The organism is Rhodococcus sp. 21391 (genome assembly GCF_016772255.1).
In the GTDB taxonomy this organism is placed as follows: domain Bacteria; phylum Actinomycetota; class Actinomycetes; order Mycobacteriales; family Mycobacteriaceae; genus Rhodococcus_F; species Rhodococcus_F opacus.
Genome location: NZ_CP063781.1, coordinates 523,247 through 545,695, shown reverse-complemented (window position 1 = coordinate 545,695; position 22,449 = coordinate 523,247). Strand labels below are relative to the sequence as shown.

General features: G+C 68.4%; 9 protein-coding genes and 1 pseudogene. 6 read left to right on the top strand and 4 right to left on the bottom strand.

Going from position 1 to position 22,449, the window contains the following annotated elements:
- The first annotated feature begins 77 nt into the window (after window positions 1-77).
- Complete coding sequence (locus GO592_RS02550; RefSeq protein ID WP_007297184.1) at window positions 78-914, top strand: class I SAM-dependent methyltransferase; 837 nt, start codon at window positions 78-80, stop codon at window positions 912-914.
- Between the two features lie 31 nt (window positions 915-945).
- Here the strand turns inward: GO592_RS02550 and GO592_RS02545 are convergent, their stop codons facing one another.
- Window positions 946-1,590 (bottom strand): dihydrofolate reductase family protein, encoded by a 645-nt coding sequence (locus GO592_RS02545; RefSeq protein ID WP_007297183.1) that lies wholly within the window; start codon window positions 1,588-1,590, stop codon window positions 946-948.
- Between the two features lie 138 nt (window positions 1,591-1,728).
- Between GO592_RS02545 and GO592_RS45740 the strand changes: the two genes are divergently transcribed.
- Together GO592_RS45740 and GO592_RS45735 are read left to right on the top strand one after the other, a co-directional pair.
- On the top strand, window positions 1,729-2,010 hold the full coding sequence (locus GO592_RS45740; RefSeq protein ID WP_007297182.1) for a hypothetical protein: 282 nt from the start codon (window positions 1,729-1,731) through the stop codon (window positions 2,008-2,010).
- Window positions 2,011-2,066: 56 nt separating this feature from the next.
- Window positions 2,067-2,201, top strand: coding sequence for a hypothetical protein (locus GO592_RS45735; RefSeq protein ID WP_007297181.1), 135 nt, complete (start codon window positions 2,067-2,069; stop codon window positions 2,199-2,201).
- A gap of 207 nt (window positions 2,202-2,408) precedes the next feature.
- Here GO592_RS45735 and GO592_RS02535 read toward each other — a convergent pair whose 3' ends face one another.
- Window positions 2,409-3,632, bottom strand: coding sequence for an ISL3 family transposase (locus GO592_RS02535; protein WP_172651615.1), 1,224 nt, complete (start codon window positions 3,630-3,632; stop codon window positions 2,409-2,411).
- 197 nt (window positions 3,633-3,829) lie between these two features.
- Between GO592_RS02535 and GO592_RS02530 the strand changes: the two are divergent.
- A pseudogene (locus tag GO592_RS02530) lies at window positions 3,830-5,148 on the top strand (HNH endonuclease).
- A gap of 8 nt (window positions 5,149-5,156) precedes the next feature.
- On the opposite strand, the gene GO592_RS02525 reads toward GO592_RS02530, so the two are convergent.
- Window positions 5,157-5,825, bottom strand: a complete 669-nt coding sequence (locus GO592_RS02525; RefSeq protein WP_039951338.1) for an Rv1157c family protein — start codon at window positions 5,823-5,825, stop codon at window positions 5,157-5,159.
- 106 nt (window positions 5,826-5,931) lie between these two features.
- Between GO592_RS02525 and GO592_RS02520 the strand changes: the two genes are divergently transcribed.
- Together GO592_RS02520 and GO592_RS02515 are read left to right on the top strand one after the other, a co-directional pair.
- Window positions 5,932-6,939 (top strand): NAD(P)H-dependent glycerol-3-phosphate dehydrogenase, encoded by a 1,008-nt coding sequence (locus GO592_RS02520; RefSeq protein ID WP_007297696.1) that lies wholly within the window; start codon window positions 5,932-5,934, stop codon window positions 6,937-6,939.
- Between the two features lie 135 nt (window positions 6,940-7,074).
- On the top strand, window positions 7,075-21,795 hold the full coding sequence (locus GO592_RS02515) for a non-ribosomal peptide synthetase (RefSeq protein ID WP_082324919.1): 14,721 nt from the start codon (window positions 7,075-7,077) through the stop codon (window positions 21,793-21,795).
- Here GO592_RS02515 and GO592_RS02510 read toward each other — a convergent pair.
- On the bottom strand, window positions 21,730-22,446 hold the full coding sequence (locus tag GO592_RS02510) for a M50 family metallopeptidase (protein WP_039951336.1): 717 nt from the start codon (window positions 22,444-22,446) through the stop codon (window positions 21,730-21,732). The genes GO592_RS02515 and GO592_RS02510 overlap by 66 nt on opposite strands.
- Window positions 22,447-22,449: the final 3 nt, after the last annotated feature.

The following is a 22,449-nucleotide window of genomic DNA, read 5'->3' as shown; positions in this document are numbered from 1 at the left end:
GAGGGTGCCTGTTCGGGGCAGCACCATCCGGCCAGGCTGGATCTCGACCGATGCAGCCGACCCACCGGAGTACCGAGATGGATGACACGATCGACGCAGTGCCAGCCGACCGCGACCTGAAGAACAAACACCGCGCCATGTGGGCTCTCGGCGACTACCCCACCCTGGCCACCGACATCATCGCCGGCCTCGGCCCCGCCCTGGTCCGGGCGAGCCGGGTCAGGCCCGGTGACCGTGTTCTCGACGTCGCGGCAGGCTCCGGCAACGCCGCCATCCCTGCGGCGCTGTCCGGTGCGAGCGTCGTGGCCGGTGACCTCACCCCCGAACTGTTCGACGCCGGCCGCCGCCGGGCCGCCGAACTCGGAGCCGAGGTGGAGTGGCGCGAGGCCGACGCCGAGGCGATGCCGTTCGCCGACAACGAGTTCGACACCGTGATGTCGTGCGTCGGTGTCATGTTCGCGCCGCACCATCAGGCCAGCGCCGACGAACTCGTCCGCGTCTGCCGGCCGGGAGGGACGATCGGTCTACTCAGCTGGACCCCCGAAGGTTTCATCGGCCAGATGTTCGCAACGATGAAACCGTATGCACCCCCGCCCCCACCGGGCGCACAGCCCCCGCCACTGTGGGGTCGCGAGGAACACGTCCGGGCGCTGTTCGGCCACCGCATCACCGACATCGTGGCAACCCGGCACACCGTGCGCATCGATCAATTCCGGTCGCCGGAGGACTTCCGCGACTACTTCAAGACCCGCTACGGTCCGACCATCGCGGTGTACCGGAACATCGCCGACGACCCCGCCCGTGTCGCCGCACTGGATCACGAACTCGCCGATCTCGCACGTCGTTTCGACCACGGCACCGGCAGCACCGTGATGAACTGGGAATACCTCCTGCTCACCGCGCGGAAGTGGTAATTGCGGACGGAGGTCGCAACAGCCACCGGGATCAGTCGTGGCCGTTCTTGTTCCAGAACTGGTGGGTAAGCCCACTGGGGGATGTGACGGTCTCGACGGTGAAGCGGTCTTCGATGCCGGCCAAGCCCTCCCAGAGGGATACGCCGCGCCCGAGGGTGATGGGCACGATCACCAGGTGCATGAAGTCGATCAAGTCGGCCTGCAGAAACTGCCGCACGGTCGAGGGCCCTCCGCCTATCCGGACGTCCCGACCGTCGGCAGCTTCCTGGGCCAGGCGCAGCACCTCATGGGGTGGCGCGTCCACGAAGTGGAAGCTGGTTCCGTTGGGAAAGTCGATGCTGGGGTGTGGGTAGTGGCTCATGACGAACACCGGTGTGTGAAATGGCGGTTCGTCGCCCCACCAGCCCCGCCACCCGTCGTCGGGCCACTCACCGGTTTGAGGGCCGAACTTGCGACGGCCCATGATTTCCGCGCCGATGCCCTGGCTCCACAGGCTGGTCACGGCGCGGTCCAGGGTGATTGGGGCGTCTACCCGGTCGACCCCGTGGATGACGCGTCCGTCGAACCAATCGAATAGCCGTTCGGCACCGCCGATCGGGGCGTCGAACGTCACGTGCTCGCCGGCGGCGTAGCCGTCGAGGGAGATATTCATATTGTGGATCCGGGTGCGGGGCATGGGCGATTCCTCCAATAACCGGGTGCGGGATACAAATAGACAGACCTGAAGAGATGGCCGAACTCATCGCGGAACGTTGGAAATCGTATTCCCTCGAGCCGTACTCTGAGGCTGCAACCTGACAGCGCCGCAGCCCGCATGCCATCCTCGGGGAATGTCGTCGCGGTCGGACCGTCGCACACCTTCATGGACCTCGCGAATGCGGTCAACGACGCCTTCGGCCGGTGGGACAGGTCTCACCTGTCGATGTTCACCCTTGCCGATGGACGGGTCGTCACCGACACGGAGCCGGGGGCCGAGATGGCAGGGTCGATCGGTGGGCCCATTGCGGAGCCGGTGGACATCGAGTCGTCCAGGGTCGCTCGGCTGCTGGCGCCTGTCGGTCGTCAACCGGGTGACGTGGCGCGCAGGCCCGGGTGACGAGGTGCTGGCCGAGGACCTGCTCGCGTGTCCGCCGCGAGCCGCTGACGGGGCGGGTGGCGCCGGTCGACCTCGGGATGATGGTCGGGGAGGACGCCGCCGTCGACGTGGAGGAGGAGCCCGACCGTTGGCTCCGGTTCGACTGCACCGGCCCGCGGGGACGGCTGGCGGGACATGTCGGCCTTCGCTGAGCGGCAATATGATTCGGCGCTGAGGGATCGACTGGAGCGGGCGATCGGGGGCAAGGGCGCGCTCGGCCGGTTCCGCGACCTCGTCCACCAGGAGAGCCTCGCCGAACAGTGGAACGTATTCTCCACCGACCGCCAACTACCCAGCCTGCGATTCGGGCATTGCCCGGTCGGGACTTCGCTGCTAGAGTCGAACATGTATGGCGCTCCTCACCTTTGTGTGGGTAGTTTTGGATTAATTCCTCCGAGCGTCAGGTAGATCATCGAGGTCAGCGATTCAGCGGAATGGTGTCCGTAGCCGCGAGCGTTGATGAGTCTGATCTTTGAGTTGATACCTTCGATGAGGCCGTTTGAGATGCCGAGTTCTACTGCTGCGATGATTCCGTCGTAGTGCTTGTGGATCTGTTGGGCGAGCATTGTGAATGCCGGGATTCCGCTGTGTGCGGCGTCGTCGATCCATGCGCGTAGATGTCGTTTGGCACGTGAGGGTTTGACGGTGCGGAACAAGTCCCGCATTTGCTCTTTCAGTCGCCATGCGTGCCCGACCTGCTGATCCTGACCTGTGAGCGTGTCGACCAGGGCGCGGCGCTGGTCGGTGAGTCGTTCGGCGCCGGTTCGCAACGCGATGCGGACTTTGCGCCAGCTACCGCTCGAGAGCTCTATTCTGCGGCGGTTGGCCGAGGAAGCCTCGGAGAACACTCGGTCCAACGCCCGGTTTACCCACTGCATGACATGGAATGGGTCGAAACAGATACGGGCGTTTGGTACGTGCTCCTCGGTGGCGACGCGATATGCCTTCGATCCGTCCATCGATACCGACTCGATCGAGTCGAGATCTGACTCCTGTTGCTGCTCATAAAAGGCCGCGAGTGATTCGGTGCTCCGCCCGGGTTCGATATGCACCACGGTCTTGGTGTCGTGGTCGCCGATAACAGTCAAATACTTGTGCGGGTGTCGGTAGCAGATTTCGTCGACGCCGATGCGGTAGATCGCCCCGAGTCGGCGACTGTCGATCAGTTCGTCGACGGTGCGGTTGATGATTGCGGTGACCGTTTCCCACGCGCAGCGCATCAACGTCGCGACGGAGGTGCGGTCGGTGCGGGCGGCGAGCCACAGGATGGTGTCTTCGAAGTCTCGGGTGTGCCGGGCGGTGGGCCGCGCCCACGGCACCTGTTCGGTGCGCACCCCGCAGTCGGGGCAGTCGATGCGGCGGATCTCGTAGACCAACCACAGGCGGTGGGTGCCGAGGTCAAGGTGTCGCCAACGGCGAGTGGACCGGTCATATGTTGCCGACGAGATATACCCGCAGGGACACTGGAGTCGGCGGGCGCGCAGGCGGACTTCGACCTTGACATCGCTGTCTGTGATCGACACCGCGGACACCGATGCACCGGGGATCTTCAAGAGACGGTTAAATGCAGTACTGACGCGCACGTGTAGCGGGCCTCCGGGTTGAGGTAGGTGTGGTAACCCCGAAACCTAGAGGTGCTGCACGTGCGCGTCCCTCATCTCACCGGTGAAACGCCGAACAGTGCGGCCAACAACACAACCCACCCTGAACAGCAGAAATGGCGCCCACAGAAACCCGAGGAGCGCCACATGTATTCGAACGACCTTGGGGGAGGTTGGTTGTGGGGGCAGTACTTCTCGAAGAATTGCGCACATTCACGGCGCGACTGCAATGCGCCGAGGCGGCAAGTGGAGATCCGGGACTGGGCATAGATCTGCTCGATGCGATCGAGGCGTTGAAGTCGGTCGGGTGTGCGGTGCAGACGGTGATCACCGACGGCGTCGCGACGAGTATTCGTGCGGATCGCAGGGCTCGGGGGTTGCCGCGGGCGGAGTGGGACCGCGGTATTGCCTCGCAGATTGCGTTGGCGCGCAGAGAATCTCCGAACCGTGGTGGCCGACATCTGGGCTTCGCGCAGGCTCTGGTGCACGAGATGCCGCACACCCTCGCCATGTTGCGGACCGGGCGGTTGAACGAATGGCGGGCGACGTTGTTGGTGCGGGAAACAGCGTGCCTGTCGGCGGCCGATCGGGGCATCGTGGACCGCCGGTTGTGCTCGGACCCGGCCATTCTCGACGGGGTCGGTGACCGCGGTCTGATCGCACGGGCGAAGGCGTTGGCGGTGGAACTCGATGCCGCGGCGGTCGTGGCCCGGCATCGTAAGGCGGTGTCCGAGCGTCGGGTGACGACGCGGCCGGCGCCGGATTCGATGGCGTATCTGAGTGCGTTGATGCCGGTGGAGCGGGCGGTGTGTCTGCAGGCCACGCTGGGGCGGGATGCGGACAGCCTGATCGCGACCGGGAACAGTGGTGGCCGGACTCGCAATCAGTTGATGGTGGATCTGTTGTTCGAGCGCGGCACCGGAGCATCCGTGGCGTCGGGTGTGCCGGTGGCGGTGAATCTGGTGCTCTCGGATGAGACCTTGCTGGCCGACGGGCACGAGGCCGCGCAGTTACACGGCTTCGGGGCCGGTGCCGGCCGGGATTGCCCGGCAGTTGGTGGCCGACGCCGTCGATCGTGGCACCGAGACGTCGCTGCGGCGGGTGTATTCGTGCCCGCGGTCGGGGGCGTTGACGGCGATGGAATCGCAGTCCCGCACGTTCCCGAAGAGCCTGCGGAAGCTGATCGATCTCCGGGATCGGACGTGCAGGACTCCGTGGTGCGATGCGCCGATCCGGCATCACGATCACATCCGCTCACGCAGGAAATTGGGAAGGACCACCGCGCGAAACGGGTCCGGGCTGTGCGAGGCCTGCAATTACGCGAAGGAAGCACCAGGGTGGACGGCCCGACCGGTGCACAACCCCGGCCGCACCCCCCCTCATCGACCTCGGCACCCCGACCGGGCACCACTACCGGTCGGCGGCCCCGCCGCTCCCGTCCGCGGCACGACAGTCGGAGGTCGAAGCCGTGCTGATCGCACACCTCCGAGCGTCATGACAGCGCGATCAAGCCTGGACGACGCCGACCACCGGGGCGTAATCACACGGCGGCAATGCTCGGCTGGTGTTGTCGAGGATGCCCCCGAAGACGACGAAAACGATTGTGCCCCTGCCTGTCTCGAGGGTGTTGGACAGCGTGACGATGTAATCGGCCGGTCGCTCCTGATACAGCGGCGCTCGCCCCGACTGCATGGTGGTGAGGTTCAGCCAGGCGACCTCCACGAGGTCGGCCTGCAGCGGCGACGACATCGCCGTGTTCATCCCGCTGAAGAATACATTGACCTTCCCCGGCGGAATGACCGGGACAGGAAGGTTTTCGTCCACGGCGGGGCCGGCTATCGCTCGCGCGATACCGACCGAATCGTTTTGCTCTCCGAAACCGGCAGGGAGGCAATCCGCAGCGATGGTGTCGTACAAGAACGGCTGAGCTGTGCCCTCGGCGAGATGAACCGATCGGGGGAAGTAGTTGTATCGCGGTGTACCGGCGGCGATGCGCTCGATGGTGGTCGTGATCGACTGCGCGGTGCGGGTGCTGATCGGCATGGCGGCCGACTGGAGGGCGGCTCGCACTGCGGCCACGTCGTCGAGCGGCGGGGGCGCAGCGTGCGCTTCACCGGCTGCCATGGAGGCGAGCACACCGACACACGCTGCAAGTCCCGCAATTCGTCCACGCATGAATGGATGCTAGCGGCCGCAGGGACTTGCCGAATCAGCTTCGTGAACGCCCGGCAAGTGCCAGGCTTGAGGTCATGGACAGCATCAACACGATGGGTGATCGGTAATGGCCCGCCCGGTACGCGTCGTCGTGCTCGGCGCCGGGTCGTGGGGAACGACGGTGGCAGGTCTCGCCGCCCACAACACACCGACCCTGCTGTGGGCGCGAAACTCGGACACGGCCGACGAGATCAACAACGAGCACCGCAACTCTCGGTATCTCGGCGACCGCCCACTCCCCGACTCCATGCGCTCCACAGCCGACCTGTTGGAGGCGGCGCAGGAAGCCGACGTTCTCGTGGTCGGGGTGCCGTCGCACGCGGTCCGCAGCACTCTTGCTCAGATCGCCAACGAGGTGCGGGCGTGGGTGCCGGTGTTGTCGCTGGCGAAGGGGCTGGAGCCGGGAACACGGCTACGACCCACCGAGGTGATCGCCGAGTGCCTGCCCGGGCATCCGGTCGGGCTTCTGGCGGGCCCGAACATTGCGCGGGAGATCGTCGACGGGCTCGCCGCGGCGTCGGTCGTCGCCACTCAGGACGTCCGGGTGGCCACGGCGTTGCAGCCGTTGTTCGCGTCCGCCGTGTTCCGTGTGTACCGGAACACCGATGTGCTGGGCTGCGAACTCGGCGGTGTGCTGAAGAACATCGTGGCCATCGCTTCGGGCATGGCCGACGGACTGGACGTCGGCGACAACACGCGCGCGATGGTCCTGGCGCGCGGGTTGGCCGAGATGACCCGGCTGGGTGAGGCGATGGGCGCGAACCCTCGGACGTTCGCGGGACTCACCGGGGTTGGAGATCTGATCGCCACCTGTATGAGCCCGAGTTCGCGCAACCGGCGGGTGGGCGAGTTCATTGCCCGCGGCATGACGGTCGACGAGGCCGTCGCCAAGCTGGGTCAGGTGGCCGAGGGTGTGAAGACCGCCCCCACCGTGATGGAACTGGCCCGCGACTTCAACGTGGACATGCCCATCGCCGCCGAGGTCGAGGCAGTGGTCGCGGGGCGGCAGACGCCGGAGGGCGCCTACCGCGGCCTGCGGAAAGTCGCTGCCGGCGGAGAGGATGAGGTGGCGTGACCGCACAACTGCAACCGGCAGTAGCACTATCTAGACGTTTCTAAGCAATCTCCTAGAAAACTGGGGCAGACTCCTGAATGGAGGCACCCCAGCAAGCAGCGTCGTGCGGGGACGTATGCGTGAGAGAAGTCAGCGATGAGTTCACCGACCTCGGTTGGTCCCGGAGACTCGTCGGCGCGCGCGTTCCCCCTGTCACCCGCGCAAACGGGGATGTGGCTCGCGCAGCACGTCGACCCCACGGTTCCGGTGTCGGTCGCCCAGTACGTCGACATCCACGGCGATCTCGACCGGAGCGTCCTGACTTCTGCGTGTGTCCGAGCGGCCGCCGAGTTCGAGTCGTTCTTCCTGCAGATCTCCGAGGTCGACGGGCAACCGCTGCAATGGGTGGAACCGAGCCTGGACGCTCCCGTCGGCTACCTCGACTTCCGGGACACGCCGGACCCCGAGGCGGCGGCGCACGCGTGGATGCGCACCGAGACCGCCGATCCGATCGACGTCCAGCGTGACCGCCTGACCGTCTCGTTCCTTCTCCACGTCGGACACGACCACTACTTCTGGTATTCGCGCGCCCACCACATCGCGATGGACGGTTTCGGGTCCGTCACGATGCTCTACCGGATCGCCGCGCTCTACACCGCCGCGGTGCACGGACTGCCGCCACCCGCGAGCAAGCCCGTCGGTCTTCGGCGCATCCACGAACTCGAGACCGACTACCGCAACTCCGGCCGCCGGGAGTCCGACCGGGAGTACTGGACCGAGACGATGCGCGGTGTCACCCGCGCGAGCACCCTCGCGCGCGGCTCCGCGCCTGCGACCGCCGGTTCCCGGGACGTCGGCGGAACGTTGACCACAGAGGTCGTCGACCAGCTCGAGAAGTGCGCGGCGGCGCACGGCGTCAATCCTGCGACGCTTACCGTCTGCGCGGTCGCGGGCTATCTGGCGCGAATGACCGGCGAGGACGACGTCACGCTCAGTCTCCCGGTGTCGGCCCGCACGACGGCGGCGCTGCGCCGGTCCGGCGGCATGGTGTCCAACGTGGTGCCGCTGCGCATCACGTCCGCGGGGACGGCGACCATCGGCGATCTAGTGTCCCGCACGCGCCTCGTGATGTCGGGTGCCCTGCGGCATCAGCGGTACCGGCACGAGGACATCCGCGCAGACCTGGGAAGCGCCCTGTCCGGGCCGCGACTGTTCGGCCCCGCCGTCAACATCATGCTGTTCCCCGAGGAGTTGGAACTCGGTTCGCTGCGGAGCCAACTGCATGTGCTGTCGTCGGGTCCGATCGAAGACCTCCTGGTGAACCTGTACCGGTACGGTCCTCGCGGACGTGTGCACCTCGACTTCAAGGCGAACCCGCGACTGTATTCGCAGGATGAGCTCGAGGGGCACCACACGAGATTCCTGCGGTACTTCCGGCACTTCCTCGACGCCGATGCCGCCCACCCGATCGGGGAACTCCCGGTCCTCACGGAGAACGAAACCGCGGCGCTGGTCCCCTTCCCCGGACCGCCCGACAGCGTCCCGGTCACGCTCGCCGACGTGTTCCGCGCCGCCGCACAGCATCCGGACGCGCCTGCCGTCGTCAGCGCCGGCCGCACGATCAGCTACCGCGAACTCGACGGGCGATCGGATCGGATCGCTGCGACGCTGGCACGGTCCGGCGTCGGGTCCGGCGACATCGTCGCGGTGGCTCTGCCCCGGTCCTCCGACTACGTTTGCGCGGTCTGGGCCGTCGCCAAAACGGGGGCCGCCTTCCTTCCGGTGGATCCGAACTACCCGGTCCCCCGTGTTCGGCACATGCTCGACGACTCCCACGCGGCAGTCGGGTTGACGTCCGCGGAGTACGCAACCACATTGCCGGACAGCATCGAGTGGCTACTGCTCGACGAGGCAGGCAACTCGAACGTCCACGATTTCCCGACGCCGGCAATACGACTCGACGACGCCGCCTACCTCGTCTACACGTCCGGATCAACCGGCGTCCCCAAGGGAGTCGTGGTCACGCACCGCGGGCTCGCCAATCTGGTCTCCGCGCAACGCACCCGACTCGACCTCGACAGTGCGGCGAGGGTTCTGCATGTCGCGTCGCCGAGCTTCGACGCCTCCGTCTTCGAGATGCTGATGGCGTTCGGCTCCGGCGCTGCTCTCGTTATCGCCCCGCCCGCGGTGTTCGGTGGATCCCTATTGGCGCAGCTGATGACCACCGAACACGTCACCCACGCGGTGATCACCCCGTCGGTCCTGGCGTCGATGGAACCCGGCGAGGTCGGAGGTCTGCTGCTGCGCACACTCGTCGTCGCCGGTGAGATGTGTCCATCGGAACTGTTGTCTCGGTGGGCGTCCCGATGCCGGATGATCGACGCGTACGGTCCGGCCGAGACCACCGTCATGGCGACCGTCAGCGAGCCTCTCGCCGAGTCCGGACCGGTCACCATCGGCCGGCCGATCCACGGCACGAGGGCCGTGGTTCTCGACCAACGGCTCCGTCCGGTCCCCGTCGGTGTGGTCGGCGAACTGTACGTCGCGGGGACCGCCCTGGCCCGCGGGTATCACCGCAACGCCCGGCAGACGTCGGAACGGTTCGTCGCCGACCCGTACGGACCACCGGGCACCCGCGTGTACCGCACCGGCGACACGGTCCGCTGGACCCGCGACCACGAACTCGAATATTTCGGACGCAGCGACGAACAGGTGAACATCCGGGGCCTGCGCGTCGAGCCGGGCGAGATCGACGCGACACTCCTCCGGCATCCGGCGGTGCGATTCGCCGTCACCGTGATTCGCTCGCAGGCGGCCGGCGATCAGCTCGTGTCGTATGTGGTGGGCGCCGACACCGCGACCGAGCAGGAGCTGCTGTCGTTCCTCACCGCCGCACTGCCCCCGCATCTCGTGCCGGCCGCCGTCGTCGTGCTCTCCCACATTCCGCTGACCCCGTCGGGCAAGCTGGACCGCACTGCTCTCCCCGAGCACGGCCTCCGGTCCCGTTCCCGGACCGCCCCCGGCAGTGAGCGCGAACGCACACTCCACACCCTCTACGCCGACATCCTCGGGACGTCCGATTTCGGTGTGGACGAGTCGTTCTTCGCGCTCGGCGGCGACAGCATCATGGCGATCCTTTTGGCCTCCCGGGCACGGAGTGCGGGAATCTCGTTCACGCCGCGTGACGTGTTCGAGCAGCGAACGATCGCCCGCCTCGGCCAAGTCGCCGGAAACGACGTCGGCAGACCCGCCCTCGAGGAACTTCCCGGCGGCGGGGTCGGCGACATGCCGCTCACCCCGGCCGCCCGATTCCTGTTCGACCGGGCCGGCGTCGTCGACCGGTACGCACAGGCTGTGGTGGTGGAACTGCCACGGGGCATGGACGCGGAGAGGTTGCACACGGTGATCGCCGCCGTCATCGATCGGCATGACGCACTGCGGGCGCACCTCGTGCGCGGCTCGGACGGGACGGCGTTTCTCACCGTAAGCCCGGCAGGCGCACCGCTGCCGGAGGACACGATCCTGCGGGTTCCGCTGCCCGCCGACGCCGACCCGGCGCCGCGAACGAGGGACGAACACGAAGCCGCGATCCGCCGGTTGAATCCTACTGCGGGCGTGATGATGCAATGCGTGTGGCTCGATCCCGGACCAGGCGACACCACCCGCCGCGGGCGGCTCCTCCTCGTCGCCCATCACCTGGTGATCGACGGGGTCTCGTGGCGAATCCTGATCGGTGATCTCGCCGCAGCGTGGGCGCAGGTAACGGCGGGGGTACCGCCCACTCTCGCACCGATCGGCACCTCCCTGCGCCGGTGGTCGCACGGCCTGATCGAGGAGGCGCAGCGGCCGGGCCGCAGGTCCGAGCTGTCGTTCTGGCGCACCATGACTGCCGGCGAGGATCCGCCGCTCGGCACCCGCCCACTCGACGCGCGGCGTGACGTGAATTCCACCGTGGATCGGGTCCACACGGAAGTAACCGCAGCCGTCACGCACTCGTTGCTGACCGAGCTCACAGCCGCCTTCCGGTGCGAGGTCAACGACGCACTGCTCACCGCGCTCTCCCTCGCCCTCACGCAGTGGCAGCGCCGGCGGGGACGACCGGCCACCGCGCCGGTGATCCGGCTCGAGGGGCACGGCCGCGAGGAAGCGGTGCTCCACGGCGCCGATCTCTCCCGCACAGTCGGGTGGTTCACCAGCATCTTCCCGATCCGCCTCGACCTCGGGGACGTCGATCTGGACGAGGCGTTCGCGGGCGGGCGCTCCGCGAGCACTGCGATCGAGTCCGTCAAGGAACAGTTGCGTGCGGTGCCCGACAAGGGCATCGGCTACGGGCTGCTGCGGCTTCCGGGAGACGGCATCGGCCAGGTCGCCTTCAACTACCTCGGTCGTCTCGATACCGCGGATACCGAACGCGAGTGGCGCCCGGTGCGGGAGGGCACCGCCGTGTTCTCGTCGGCGGAACCGTCGATGCCGGTCACCGCGCTGATCGACATCACCGCGTTCACCACCCACGGCGTCCTCGACGCCACCTTCGCATACCCGACAGGCGCGATCGCGTCCGAGGACGTGCAGGCGCTGGCCGATTTGTGGGAGCAGGCGCTGACAGCCCTCGCCGCGGTGGCCCGTTCTCCACACGCAGGTGGGCTCACCCCCTCCGATCTGCCGCTCGTCGCCGTGGAGCGGAACGACATCGTCGAGTGGGAGCGGGACCGGCCGGGTCTGCTCGACGTGTGGCCGCTGACGCCGTTGCAGTCGGGCTTGCTGTTCCACGCGGCTCTCGCGGGCGCGGACGCCGACCCGTATGCGATGCAGGTGGTCCTGACCCTGTCCGGACACCTCGATCAGAATCGACTCCGGCGCGCATGCATCGCCGTCCTCGCGGGGCACGCGAACCTGCGCACCGCGTTCGTGCGCGACAGTCGCGGCGTCCCGGTGCAACTCGTGCTCGACGACGTGCCGTTGCGGTGGCGGCAGGTCGAGCTCACGGACGGCGACACGGGCGAGGTTGCCGAGGAGATCCTGCAGGGCGACCGCACCGCCCGCTTCGACATGTCCGCCCCGCCGCTGATTCGGTTCACCCTGCTGTCGCGAGGGCCGAACCGCGCCGAACTGGCGATCACCGCTCACCACATCGTGCTGGACGGCTGGTCGATGCCGTTGCTGGTGCGTGAACTCTTCACCGCCTACCAACGCGACGACGTCCGCACCGAGCAGCCGGATTCGAGCCCGTACCGCGACTTCCTGGAATGGCTGGCGGAGCGGGACATCGAGGCCTCGGCGCGGGCGTGGGCCGTGGCTCTCGACGGCATCACCGAGCCCGCCGCGCCGGCCGAACCCACCCCCACCACGTCGGAGACGGTGCTGGAGCTGAGCGAGGAGGACACCCGAAAGCTGACGGTTCGCGCGACCGAGCTCGGCGTCACGCTGAGCACGATCGTGCAGGCGGCCTGGGGAATTGTCCTCGGGCAGGCGACCGCCCGGGACGACGTCGTGATCGGCGCGACCGTGTCCGGCAGGCCCGCGGACGTCGCCGGGGTGGAGAGTGCGGTGGGATTGTTCGTCAACACCGTGCCCGTGCGGATCCCGCTGGATCCCGGCATCGACACCGCCACACTGCTCGGCCGCCTGCACGCCGATCACATCCGTCTCCTGGAACATCACCATCTGGGCCTCGCAGACATCCAGCGGGCAGTCGGCGTGGCGCCGCTGTTCGACACGCTGGTCGCATTCGAGTCGTACCCCGTGGACCGCAGCGCGCTGCCGGAACCCGTCGACGGACTCACCCTGGACGGGGTCCGCGCACACGATGCCTCGCACTACGCCGTGACGCTGGCGGCGACTGTGTCCCGGCCCCTGCGGCTGACAGTGAAGTGCCGGTCACGCCGGTACGACGGGGCGGCCCTGCTCGCGCGGGCCGGCCGCGTCCTCGAGTGCATCGGCAGGGATCCGCACGTCGTCCTCGGCAGGCTCGATCTCCTCGGCGAGCAGGAGCGCGAGCAGGTTCTGCGCACCTGGAACGCGACGGACGCCCCGGTGCCCTCGCAGACCCTGGTGGACGTGTTCGACGCACAGGTCGAGCGCTCCCCCGGCGCCGTGGCGGTGGTCTTCGGCCGGGATCGACTGACATACGCGGAGTTCGACGCACGGGCGAACCGGCTCGCCCGGTATCTCGTAGCGAAGGGAGTCGGACCGGAAACCGTCGTCGGTGTCGCGGCTCCCCGCTCGATCGAGCTTCTCGTCGCGCTGCACGCGGTGCTGAAGGCCGGCGGCGCCTACGTGCCCGTCGACCCCGAGCAGCCGCCCGAACGCACTGCACTCGTCATCGACTCGGCCGCACCAACACTGGTCCTCACGTCCGGTTGCCGGAATCGCACGGTCTCCGACGGAGTCGCCGTCGTGGATCTCGACGTGCTCGACGCCACCGGGTACAGCCCCCGACCGATCACGGATTCCGAGCGACGCGCAGCACTGCATCCGGCGAACGCCGCATACGTCGTCTACACGTCCGGTTCCACCGGCCGGCCCAAGGGCGTGACGGTGACCCACGAGATGATGGTGAACCAGTTCCGCTGGGCGCAGACACTGACGCCGCTCGACGGTTCCGATGCGGTACTGCACAAGACCCCTCTCACGTTCGACATTTCCGCGTGGGAGCTGCTGTGGCCCTTGCACACCGGTGCGCGGGTGGTGATCGCCGCACCCGACGGACACCGCGACCCCCGCTACCTCGCTCGCATCGTCGAGCAGGAGTCGATCACGACTCTCCACGTCGTACCGTCGATGCTCGACGCCTTCCTGGAGCAGTGCGGGCCGCGGGCGCCCTCGACGCTGCGCCGCGTGTACTCGGCCGGCGAGCCCCTGTCCGCGGCGACGGCATCGCGATTCAGGGAACGCGGCGCCGCCGCGCTGTACAACTGGTACGGCCCGTGCGAGGCGGCGGCGGCGACCTCGGAGTCGGTCGACGGCAACGAGTTCGGCACCTCGGTCGCCATCGGCCGCCCCATTCACAACATACGTACGTATGTACTCGACAGCCGGCTCCGACCGGTGCCGGTCGGGACGAGGGGCGAGTTGTACCTTGCCGGTGGGTACTTGGCGCGGGGGTATGCCGGACGCCCCGATCTGACCGCCGAACGCTTCGTCGCCGATCCCGTCGGCGGAACGGGCGGCCGGATGTACCGCACTGGCGACGTGGTGCGGTGGAACGAGTCGGGCCGGCTCGAGTATCTCGGCCGCAGCGACTTCCAGATCAAACTCCGCGGCCAACGCATCGAACCCGGCGAGATCGAGTCCGCACTCACGTCCGACCCGGCGGTGACCCACGCGGCGGTCACGGTGCACCGCGACCCGGAAGCGGGAGACCGGCTGATCGCCTACGTCGTGCCCGCGGACGGTGTGCCGCCGGACGAAGGCCGGATCGTCGACCGTCTCACCGGTCTGCTCCCGGCTTACATGATTCCCTCCGCCGTCGTCCCGCTCCCGGCGCTGCCGCTCACCACCAGTGGGAAGCTGGATCGCGCCGCCCTACCGGAACCGGCGCCCGCGCAGTCTGCCTCCGATCCGCCCGCCACCCCCACCGAGGACGTGATTGCGTTCGTGTTCGCGGAGGTCACCGGCACCGGCCGGGTGGGCCGGAACGACAACTTCTTTGCGGCGGGCGGAAACTCGCTGACCGCGGCGCAGGCCGTCGCCCGCGTCGGAGCGGCGCTGGGAACCTCCGTCGGCATCCGCGAACTGTTCGACCACCCGACGGTCGCGGAACTGTCGGAGTATCTCCCGAAACGAACGCACGAGGTCGAGCGGACGCCCCTGGTCCGCCGCGCCCCGACCGCGCATGTTCCGCTGTCCCTCGCACAGCAGCGTGTGTGGTTCCTGAACCGGCTCGACGGACGCTCGGCCACCGACAGCATTCCCGTCGTGCTCCGCCTCACCGGCACGCTCGACGAATCGGCTCTGTGTGCGGCGGTGGGTGACGTGATCGAACGACACGAACCCCTGCGCACCGTGTATCCCGAACACGACGGGATCCCCTGCCAGCACGTTCTCCCCGCTTCCGCCGTGCCGGCGTGCACGGTCCGGAGGACGACGGACCCGATCGCCCGGGTCCGCGACCTGCTGTCGGCGGGGTTCGACCTCACCGCCGAACCCCCAGTTCGCACCGAGCTTCTCGCGGTGAACACCGACGAGTGGGTGCTGACTCTCGTCGTCCATCACATCAGTGCGGACGGGTTCTCGCTGGGACCACTCGCCCGGGATGTGATGGCGGCGTATCGCGCCCAGGCGGAGGGCGACTCCCCGGGCTGGACACCACTGCCCGTCCGCTACGCCGACTACGCCGTCTGGCAGCGTGAACTGCAGGACGGGCAGCAGGGCCTGGCGTATTGGACGCAGACGCTGTCCGGATTGCCCGGGTTACTCCCCCTGCCGTTCGACCGTGCCCGCCCGCCCGTCGCGACGCACCGCGGCGCGAACGCCGAGTTCACCATCGACGCCGAGATTCATCGGCGGATTCGTGCTCTCGCGCGGACGCACGACGCCACTCCGTTCATGGTGGTGCACGCGGCGCTGGCCGTCCTCGCGGCCAGACTCGGCGACACGTCGGACATCGTCGTCGGCGCGCCGATCGCGGGACGCGGGCCCCGCGCACTCGACGACCTCGTCGGGATGTTCGTCAACACACTGGTGCTACGGACAGATGTCTCGCTGCACACCACGTTCGCCGACACACTCACCCACGTGCGGAACGTCGATCTCGCCGCGTACGCCCACGCGGACGTCTCGTTCGAGGAGGTCGTGGAGGCGGTCGCGCCCGCTCGGTCCCGCAGTCGCAATCCGCTGTTCCAGCTTGCATTCGCCTATCACAACACGGCGCCGGTCGTGATCGACCTGCCGGAGGTGTCCGCCGAGATCGTCGAGATCGAGACGCACACCGCGAAATTCGACCTCCAGCTCACCGTCACCGAATCGGTCGACGACGCAGGCGGCCCGGGACCACTGTCGTGCGTCTTCACGTACGCCACCGATCTGTTCGACGACGCCACGGTCGCGGGATTCGCGGACCGGTTCCGGCGCATTCTGCGGGCGGCGCTCGCACACCCGTCCATCGTGATCGGCGACATCGACGTGCGGGACCCAGCGGAGCAGCAGGCGCGGCACGACGGACCGCCGTCGTTGCCGCAACGCACACTGCCCGACCTGATGTCCGCCGCCGTCCGGCGGAATCCGGGAGGGTCGGCGCTGACGGCGGACGGCCGGTCGATGACGTATCGCGAACTCGACGCCGAATCGAATCGGCTCGCCCGCGCCCTGATGCGGCGCGGGGTGGGCCCCGAGGCACTCGTGGCGCTCCGTCTGCCGCGGTCCGTCCTGTCCGTCGTCTCCGTGTGGGCCGTCGCGAAGACGGGTGCCGCGTTCGTGCCCGTCGACCCGCACTACCCCGCCGCGCGGGTCCGGTATCTGATGGACGACTCCGGCGCCGCCCTCGGGCTGACCACCGTTGCGGACCACGAGGCCCTGCCGGACGGTACGGACTGGTTGGTGCTCGACGACCCGGCCTTCCGAACCGAATGTCGCGGTTGGTCTTCGGACCCGGTCACCGATGCCGACCGTGCTCGGCCGCTGGATGCGCGCCATCCGGCGTACGTGGTCTACACGTCCGGTTCGACAGGAAATCCCAAGGGAGTGGTGGTCACCCACACCGGTCTCGCCGACTTCACGGCAGAACAGCGGGATCGGTATTCGGTGACGGCGTCGTCGCGCACGCTGCACGCTTCGTCTCCCAGCTTCGACGGTGCGGTGCTGGAGATACTGCTCGCGCTCGGTGCGGGCGCCTGCATGGTGCTCGCACCACCGATGGTCCAGGGCGAGAACCAACTCACGGACCTGCTGGCCCGCGAGCGGGTCAGCCACGTGTTCACCACACCGACGGTTCTGGCGACGGTCGACCCGCGCGGCCTGCACGACCTGCGGGTCGTCGTGGTGGGCGGCGAACCCTGCCCGCCGGAACTCGCGGCGGTGTGGGCCGAGCAGGCGCAGATGTTCAACGGATACGGTCCGACCGAGACGACGGTCATGACGAGTATCAGTGATCCCTTGGCGGCCGGCGGGCCGGTCACCATCGGCCGCCCGGTCCGCGGCGCCGCCGTACTCGTGCTGGATTCGCGGCTGCACCCGGTTCCGACGGGAGTGGCCGGCGAACTCTACATCTGCGGGCCGGGTGTCGCCCGCGGCTACCATCGCAGGCCCGCGCTGACCGCCGCGCGCTTCGTCGCCTCCCCGTTCGGCACAGCCGGGGAGCGGATGTACCGGACGGGCGATGTGGGTCGTCGGCGTCGCGACGGGTCGATCGAGTATCTGTACCGCAACGACTCGCAGATCGAACTACGCGGCGTCCGAATCGAACTCGGCGAGATCGACGCCACCCTCCTCACCCATCCGGCCGTGAGATTCGCGGCGACGGATGTGCGTGAACTCCGGGACGGCGTCGAGGTTCTCGTGTCGTACGTGCTGCCGGCTCGGAACGAGACGGTCGATCCGGATCAGCTGATCCGCTACGCGGCGACGCGCCTGCCGACCCCGCTGGTGCCCGCGATCGTGGTCGTGGTGGACGCCGTCCCGCTCACCGTCAACGGGAAACTGGACCGCGCGGCGCTGCCTGACCCCGTTCCCGCGGCAACCGAGTTCGAGGCCCCGCACACGCCCGCCGAACGGGTGGTGGCGACAGCGTTCGCCGAGGTGCTCGGACTCGACCTCGTGGGGCGGGACGATAACTTCTTCGCCCTGGGCGGCAGTTCCCTGTCTGCCACGCGCGTTGCGTCCCGGATCGGTGCCGCGCTGGAGACGACGGTGCCGGTACGTGCAGTGTTCGACTCGCAGACGGTCTCCGCGCTCGCTGCGGCCGTCACCGAGCAGACCGACGGCGCGACGCACGTCGCCCTGACCGTGCGTCCGCGCCCGGCCCGCGTGCCGCTGTCGCCGGCGCAGCAACGATTGTGGTTCCTCGCCCGCCTCGCCCCCGGCTCCCCCGAATACAACATCCCGATGGCGTTGCGGCTCACCGGAACACTCGACGTCGCCGCCCTCACCGCGGCCGTCGCGGACGTGGTGGGCCGTCACGAACCGCTGCGCACCCTCTACCCCGACAGTGACGGTGTCGCGTACCAGCAGGTGGTCCCGGTGTCGCGGGCCGCTCCCACTCTCAGTCCGACACCCGTGTCCCGCGGCGACGTCGCCGCGCGGGTTGCGACGTTCGCGTCGAAGGGTTTCGCCCTGGGCGCCGAACCGCCGATCCGTGCCCGGCTGTTCGCCCTCGCCCCCGACGAGTGGGTGCTCGCCGTCATGGTCCATCACATCAGCGCGGACGGGTTCTCGGTGCCGCTGCTCGTCCGCGACGTGATGACCGCCTACGAGGCGCGGGTTTCGGGCGAGCCGCCGCGGTGGGCCGAACTTCCCGTCCAGTACACGGACTACACCCTGTGGCAGCACGAACTACTGGGCGACCGCGATGATCCACAATCCGTTGCCGCGCAGCAACTGTCGTACTGGAAGGAGACGTTGTCGGGTGCGCCGGAACAGCTGTCCCTCCCCGCCGACCGGCCACATCCCGCGATCGCGTCGCACCGCGGTGGCACAGTCGAGTTCGCGCTCGACGACGTGCTCTACCGTGCGGTCGAGCACACCGCTACGGCCCTTGCCGTCACCCCGTTCATGGTCGTGCACGCGGTATTCGCGGTGCTCCTCGCGAGGCTCGGCGGATCCACCGACATCGTGATCGGCACCCCCGTCGCGGGACGCGGGGATGAGGCCCTCGACGACCTGGTGGGCATGTTCGTCAACAACCTGGTCCTGCGCACCGAGGTGATCCCCTCGGAAAGCTTCGCGGAACTGCTCGGCCGCGTGCGGGAGGACGACCTGGACGCGTTCGCGCACTCCACCGTTCCGTTCGAGACCGTGGTCGAGGTCCTCGATCCCGCCCGGTCACGCGCACGCAATCCGCTGTTCCAGGTGGCCCTGGCGTTCCAGAACCTCGACCACACCGCGCTCACCCTGCCCGGACTGCGGGTGTCGGCGATGACTCCCCCTACCCGGTCGGCCCGATTCGATCTGCAACTCACCGTGACCGCCGATCCGGACCCGTCGACGGAACGCACTCGGCGTGCGGCGGTGTTCACGTACGCCACCGATCTGTTCGATCACCACACCGTCGCGGACATCGGCGAACGTTTCATCCGGACGTTGAGCGAGGCCGTCGCACAACCGGATACGGCCGTCGGCGACCTCGCCCTTCTCGATCCGGACCCGGATGTCCCCACCGCGGTGCCGTCCTCCGGGGAGACCCTCGTCGATCTGTTCGCGCGGCAGGTCGCCGGTTCGCCCGACTCGACCGCGGTCGTCTCCGGAGATCGTGCGCTCACCTACCGTGAACTCGACGAGCACGTGAATCGACTGGCCCGCCACCTGATCGGCGCCGGCGTCGGCCCGGAGTCCATGGTGGGACTGGCGATTCGCCGCTCGGTCGACCTCATCGTCGGAATGTATGCCGTATCGAAAACAGGAGGGGCGTACGTGCCGATCGACCCCGATCAGCCCGCACAGCGCAATGCCCAGATCATCCGGTCCTCGGCCACACGCGTCGTCCTCACCACCGAGCGCGACCGGTTCGACCTCTCCGACGTCCTGCCCACGGAGACACAACTCGTCGTCGTCGACCGACTGGACCTCTCCGGTATCGATCCGTCGCCGATCTCCGACCTGGACCGGATCGCGTCCCTGCGGGCGCACAACCCCGCGTACGTGATCCACACGTCGGGCTCGACGGGCACCCCCAAGGGGGTCGTCGTGACCCATGCGGCCGTCGTGAGCTTCCTGAGTTGGCGTCAGGACACCGACCCGCTCGGCGCGGACGACACGGTGATGCTCAAGTTGCAGTACACGTTCGACGCCTCGGTCCGCGAATTCTGGTGGCCGCTGATCGCCGGTGCGCGGCTGGTGATCGCTCGACCGGACGGCCACCGCGACCCGCGGCATCTCGCCGAGCTGATCGGACGGCACCGGGTGACCGCGGGATACTTCCTTCCCCTCATGCTGGCCGAGATCCTGGCGATCGCCGACGCGGACCTGACGTCACTGCGACAGCTGTCGTGCGGTGGCGAGGTCCTGCCGCCCGGCACGGCACACAGTTTCCACGCGCGGTGCCCGGACGCGACGCTGTACAACGAGTACGGTCCGACCGAGACGGCGGTCGCCGTGACCCGCACGGTCGTCGGCACCGTGGACGCGACCGTTCCGATCGGTGTGCCGCAGAACGGCGTCGGCGTGCTCGTGCTGGATTCGCGGCTGCATCCGGTGCCCGTCGGCGTTCCGGGCGAGCTCTACCTGGCGGGTGCCCAGTTGGCGCGCGGCTATCTCGGACAACCGGGGGTGACGGCCTCCCGATTCCCGGCGAATCCGTGGGGACCGCCCGGTCAACGGATGTACCGGACCGGCGACGTGGTGAGTCGTCGCCGAGACGGCACGATCGACTACCTCGGCCGGCGCGATCTCCAGGTGAAGATCCGCGGTCAGCGCGTCGAACTCGAGGAGATCGAGACGGCACTGCGACGCCATACCGCCGTCGCGCAGTCCGCGGCGGCCGTGTACGAATCAGCCGGCACCGGCGTCCGGCTGGTCGGCTACGTCGTGCCGCGGCCGGACATGGTGGTGGATACCCGCGCCGTGTCGGCGGAACTGGCGCAGCGACTGCCCCGGTACATGGTGCCCAACCAGATCGTGGTGCTGGGGGCGCTACCGTCGACACCCCACGGCAAGCTGGATCGACGGGCGCTTCCGGATCCGGGTGTGCCGCGGGCTCAGCGGTTCCGTCCCCCGACGACCCGCACCGAGAAACTGGTCACCGCGGTGTTCGCGGACGTTCTCGGCACAGGCCTGGTGGGGCTGGACGACAATTTCTTCGAACTGGGCGGCAACTCCCTGTCCGCGACCAGGGCGGCGTCACGACTGCACGCCACCACTCGGGTCGAGGTCCGGCTCGAATGGTTCTTCGCCGACGCGACCGCGGAGAGCATCGCCGCGCGAATCTCGTCGAGTTTCGCCGCGGCCTCCGACGCCTCCGCCGGACTCGGGGTGCTGCTGCCGCTGCATTCTGACGGCGGCCGCGAGCCGCTGTTCTGCATTCATCCGGCAGTCGGGTTGGCCTGGTGCTACGCGGGATTGAGTACGCATCTCGGCCCCGACCGCCCCGTCTGGGGTGTGCAGTCCCCCGCCGTGACCGTGCCCGGCGAACGGTTTTCGTCGATCACACAGCGGGCCCATCGATACGTGGAGGAGATCCGCCGTGTGCAACCGCGGGGGCCGTACCACCTGCTCGGGTACTCGGTGGGTGGCGTGATCGCGCACGCGATGGCCGTCGGGCTGCGGTCGCTCGGCGAGGAGGTGCGTGTGCTCGCGATGATCGACAGCTACGCGTCGGCGGAGCGGGACACCCCGGCACCGACACTGCCGGAACTGCTCACGGAATTCGGCGGCGGGGCGTCGGAGCAGCTCGGGCCGGAGCAGCTGACCCGGTTGTACGAGGACTACGTCGACGTCGTCGACGCTGCCGCCGACTTCGTTCCGGGACACTTCGACGGGAGCCTGGTGTTCTTCGGCGCGGCCGGGGACGGATCCCAGCCCGTGCCGGCGAGTACGACGTGGCGGCCGTGGATCGACGGGGACGTCATCGCGCACACAGTCGACCGCCCTCACGCGCGGATGACCGACCCGGATGCGCTGGCCGTCATCGGACCGATCCTGGCCGAATACCTCGCGGGCGCGTCAGCCACCGACGGGACGGAGAATCCACCAGCCACCCAGCGCGAGACAGCCCAGCGTCACGAGTAGGGACAGACCCACCCAGACGATGCCGGGCACGCGGGTGAGTCGCGCCAGCTGATCCGCATCCGACTCCGGGGCCGCGCCGCGGGCCCGTTGCCGCTGCAGTTCGAGGACCGGGCGCGGCGCGGCGACGAGCATGAACAGGGTGATCAGATACGCCGCGGCCACCTGCTGGTCCTGCGTCCCGAACCACACGATTCCGAACAGCAGCGCCCCGGCCACCGCGAGGGAGAACAACCCGTACAGGTTTCGGACGAGGATCAGCATGGCCGCAAGAGCGACGACGCCGATCCACAGCACCGCGACCGCGTGCTGGGTACCCAGCACGCGGGCCGCGCCGAGCCCCAGAACGGCAGGACCCACGTAGCCGGCGAACGTCATGAGGACCACACCGAGCCCGGTCGGTTTACCGGACGAGATGGCCACACCCGATGTGTCCGAGTGCAGCCGCACCCCCTTCAGCGTTCGACCGAACAGCAGGGCGACCACCAGATGCGCGCCCTCGTGCACGATGGTCACCACGTTGCGGGTGACTCGCCAGGCGTGCGGTTCGAGGACGAGTATCACCGCCACCACCGCCGTGACCTGAACGATCCAGGGAGCCGGCGCGGGACTGACGGCGCTCATGCGCTCCCACAACGATTGAATTCCATTCATCGG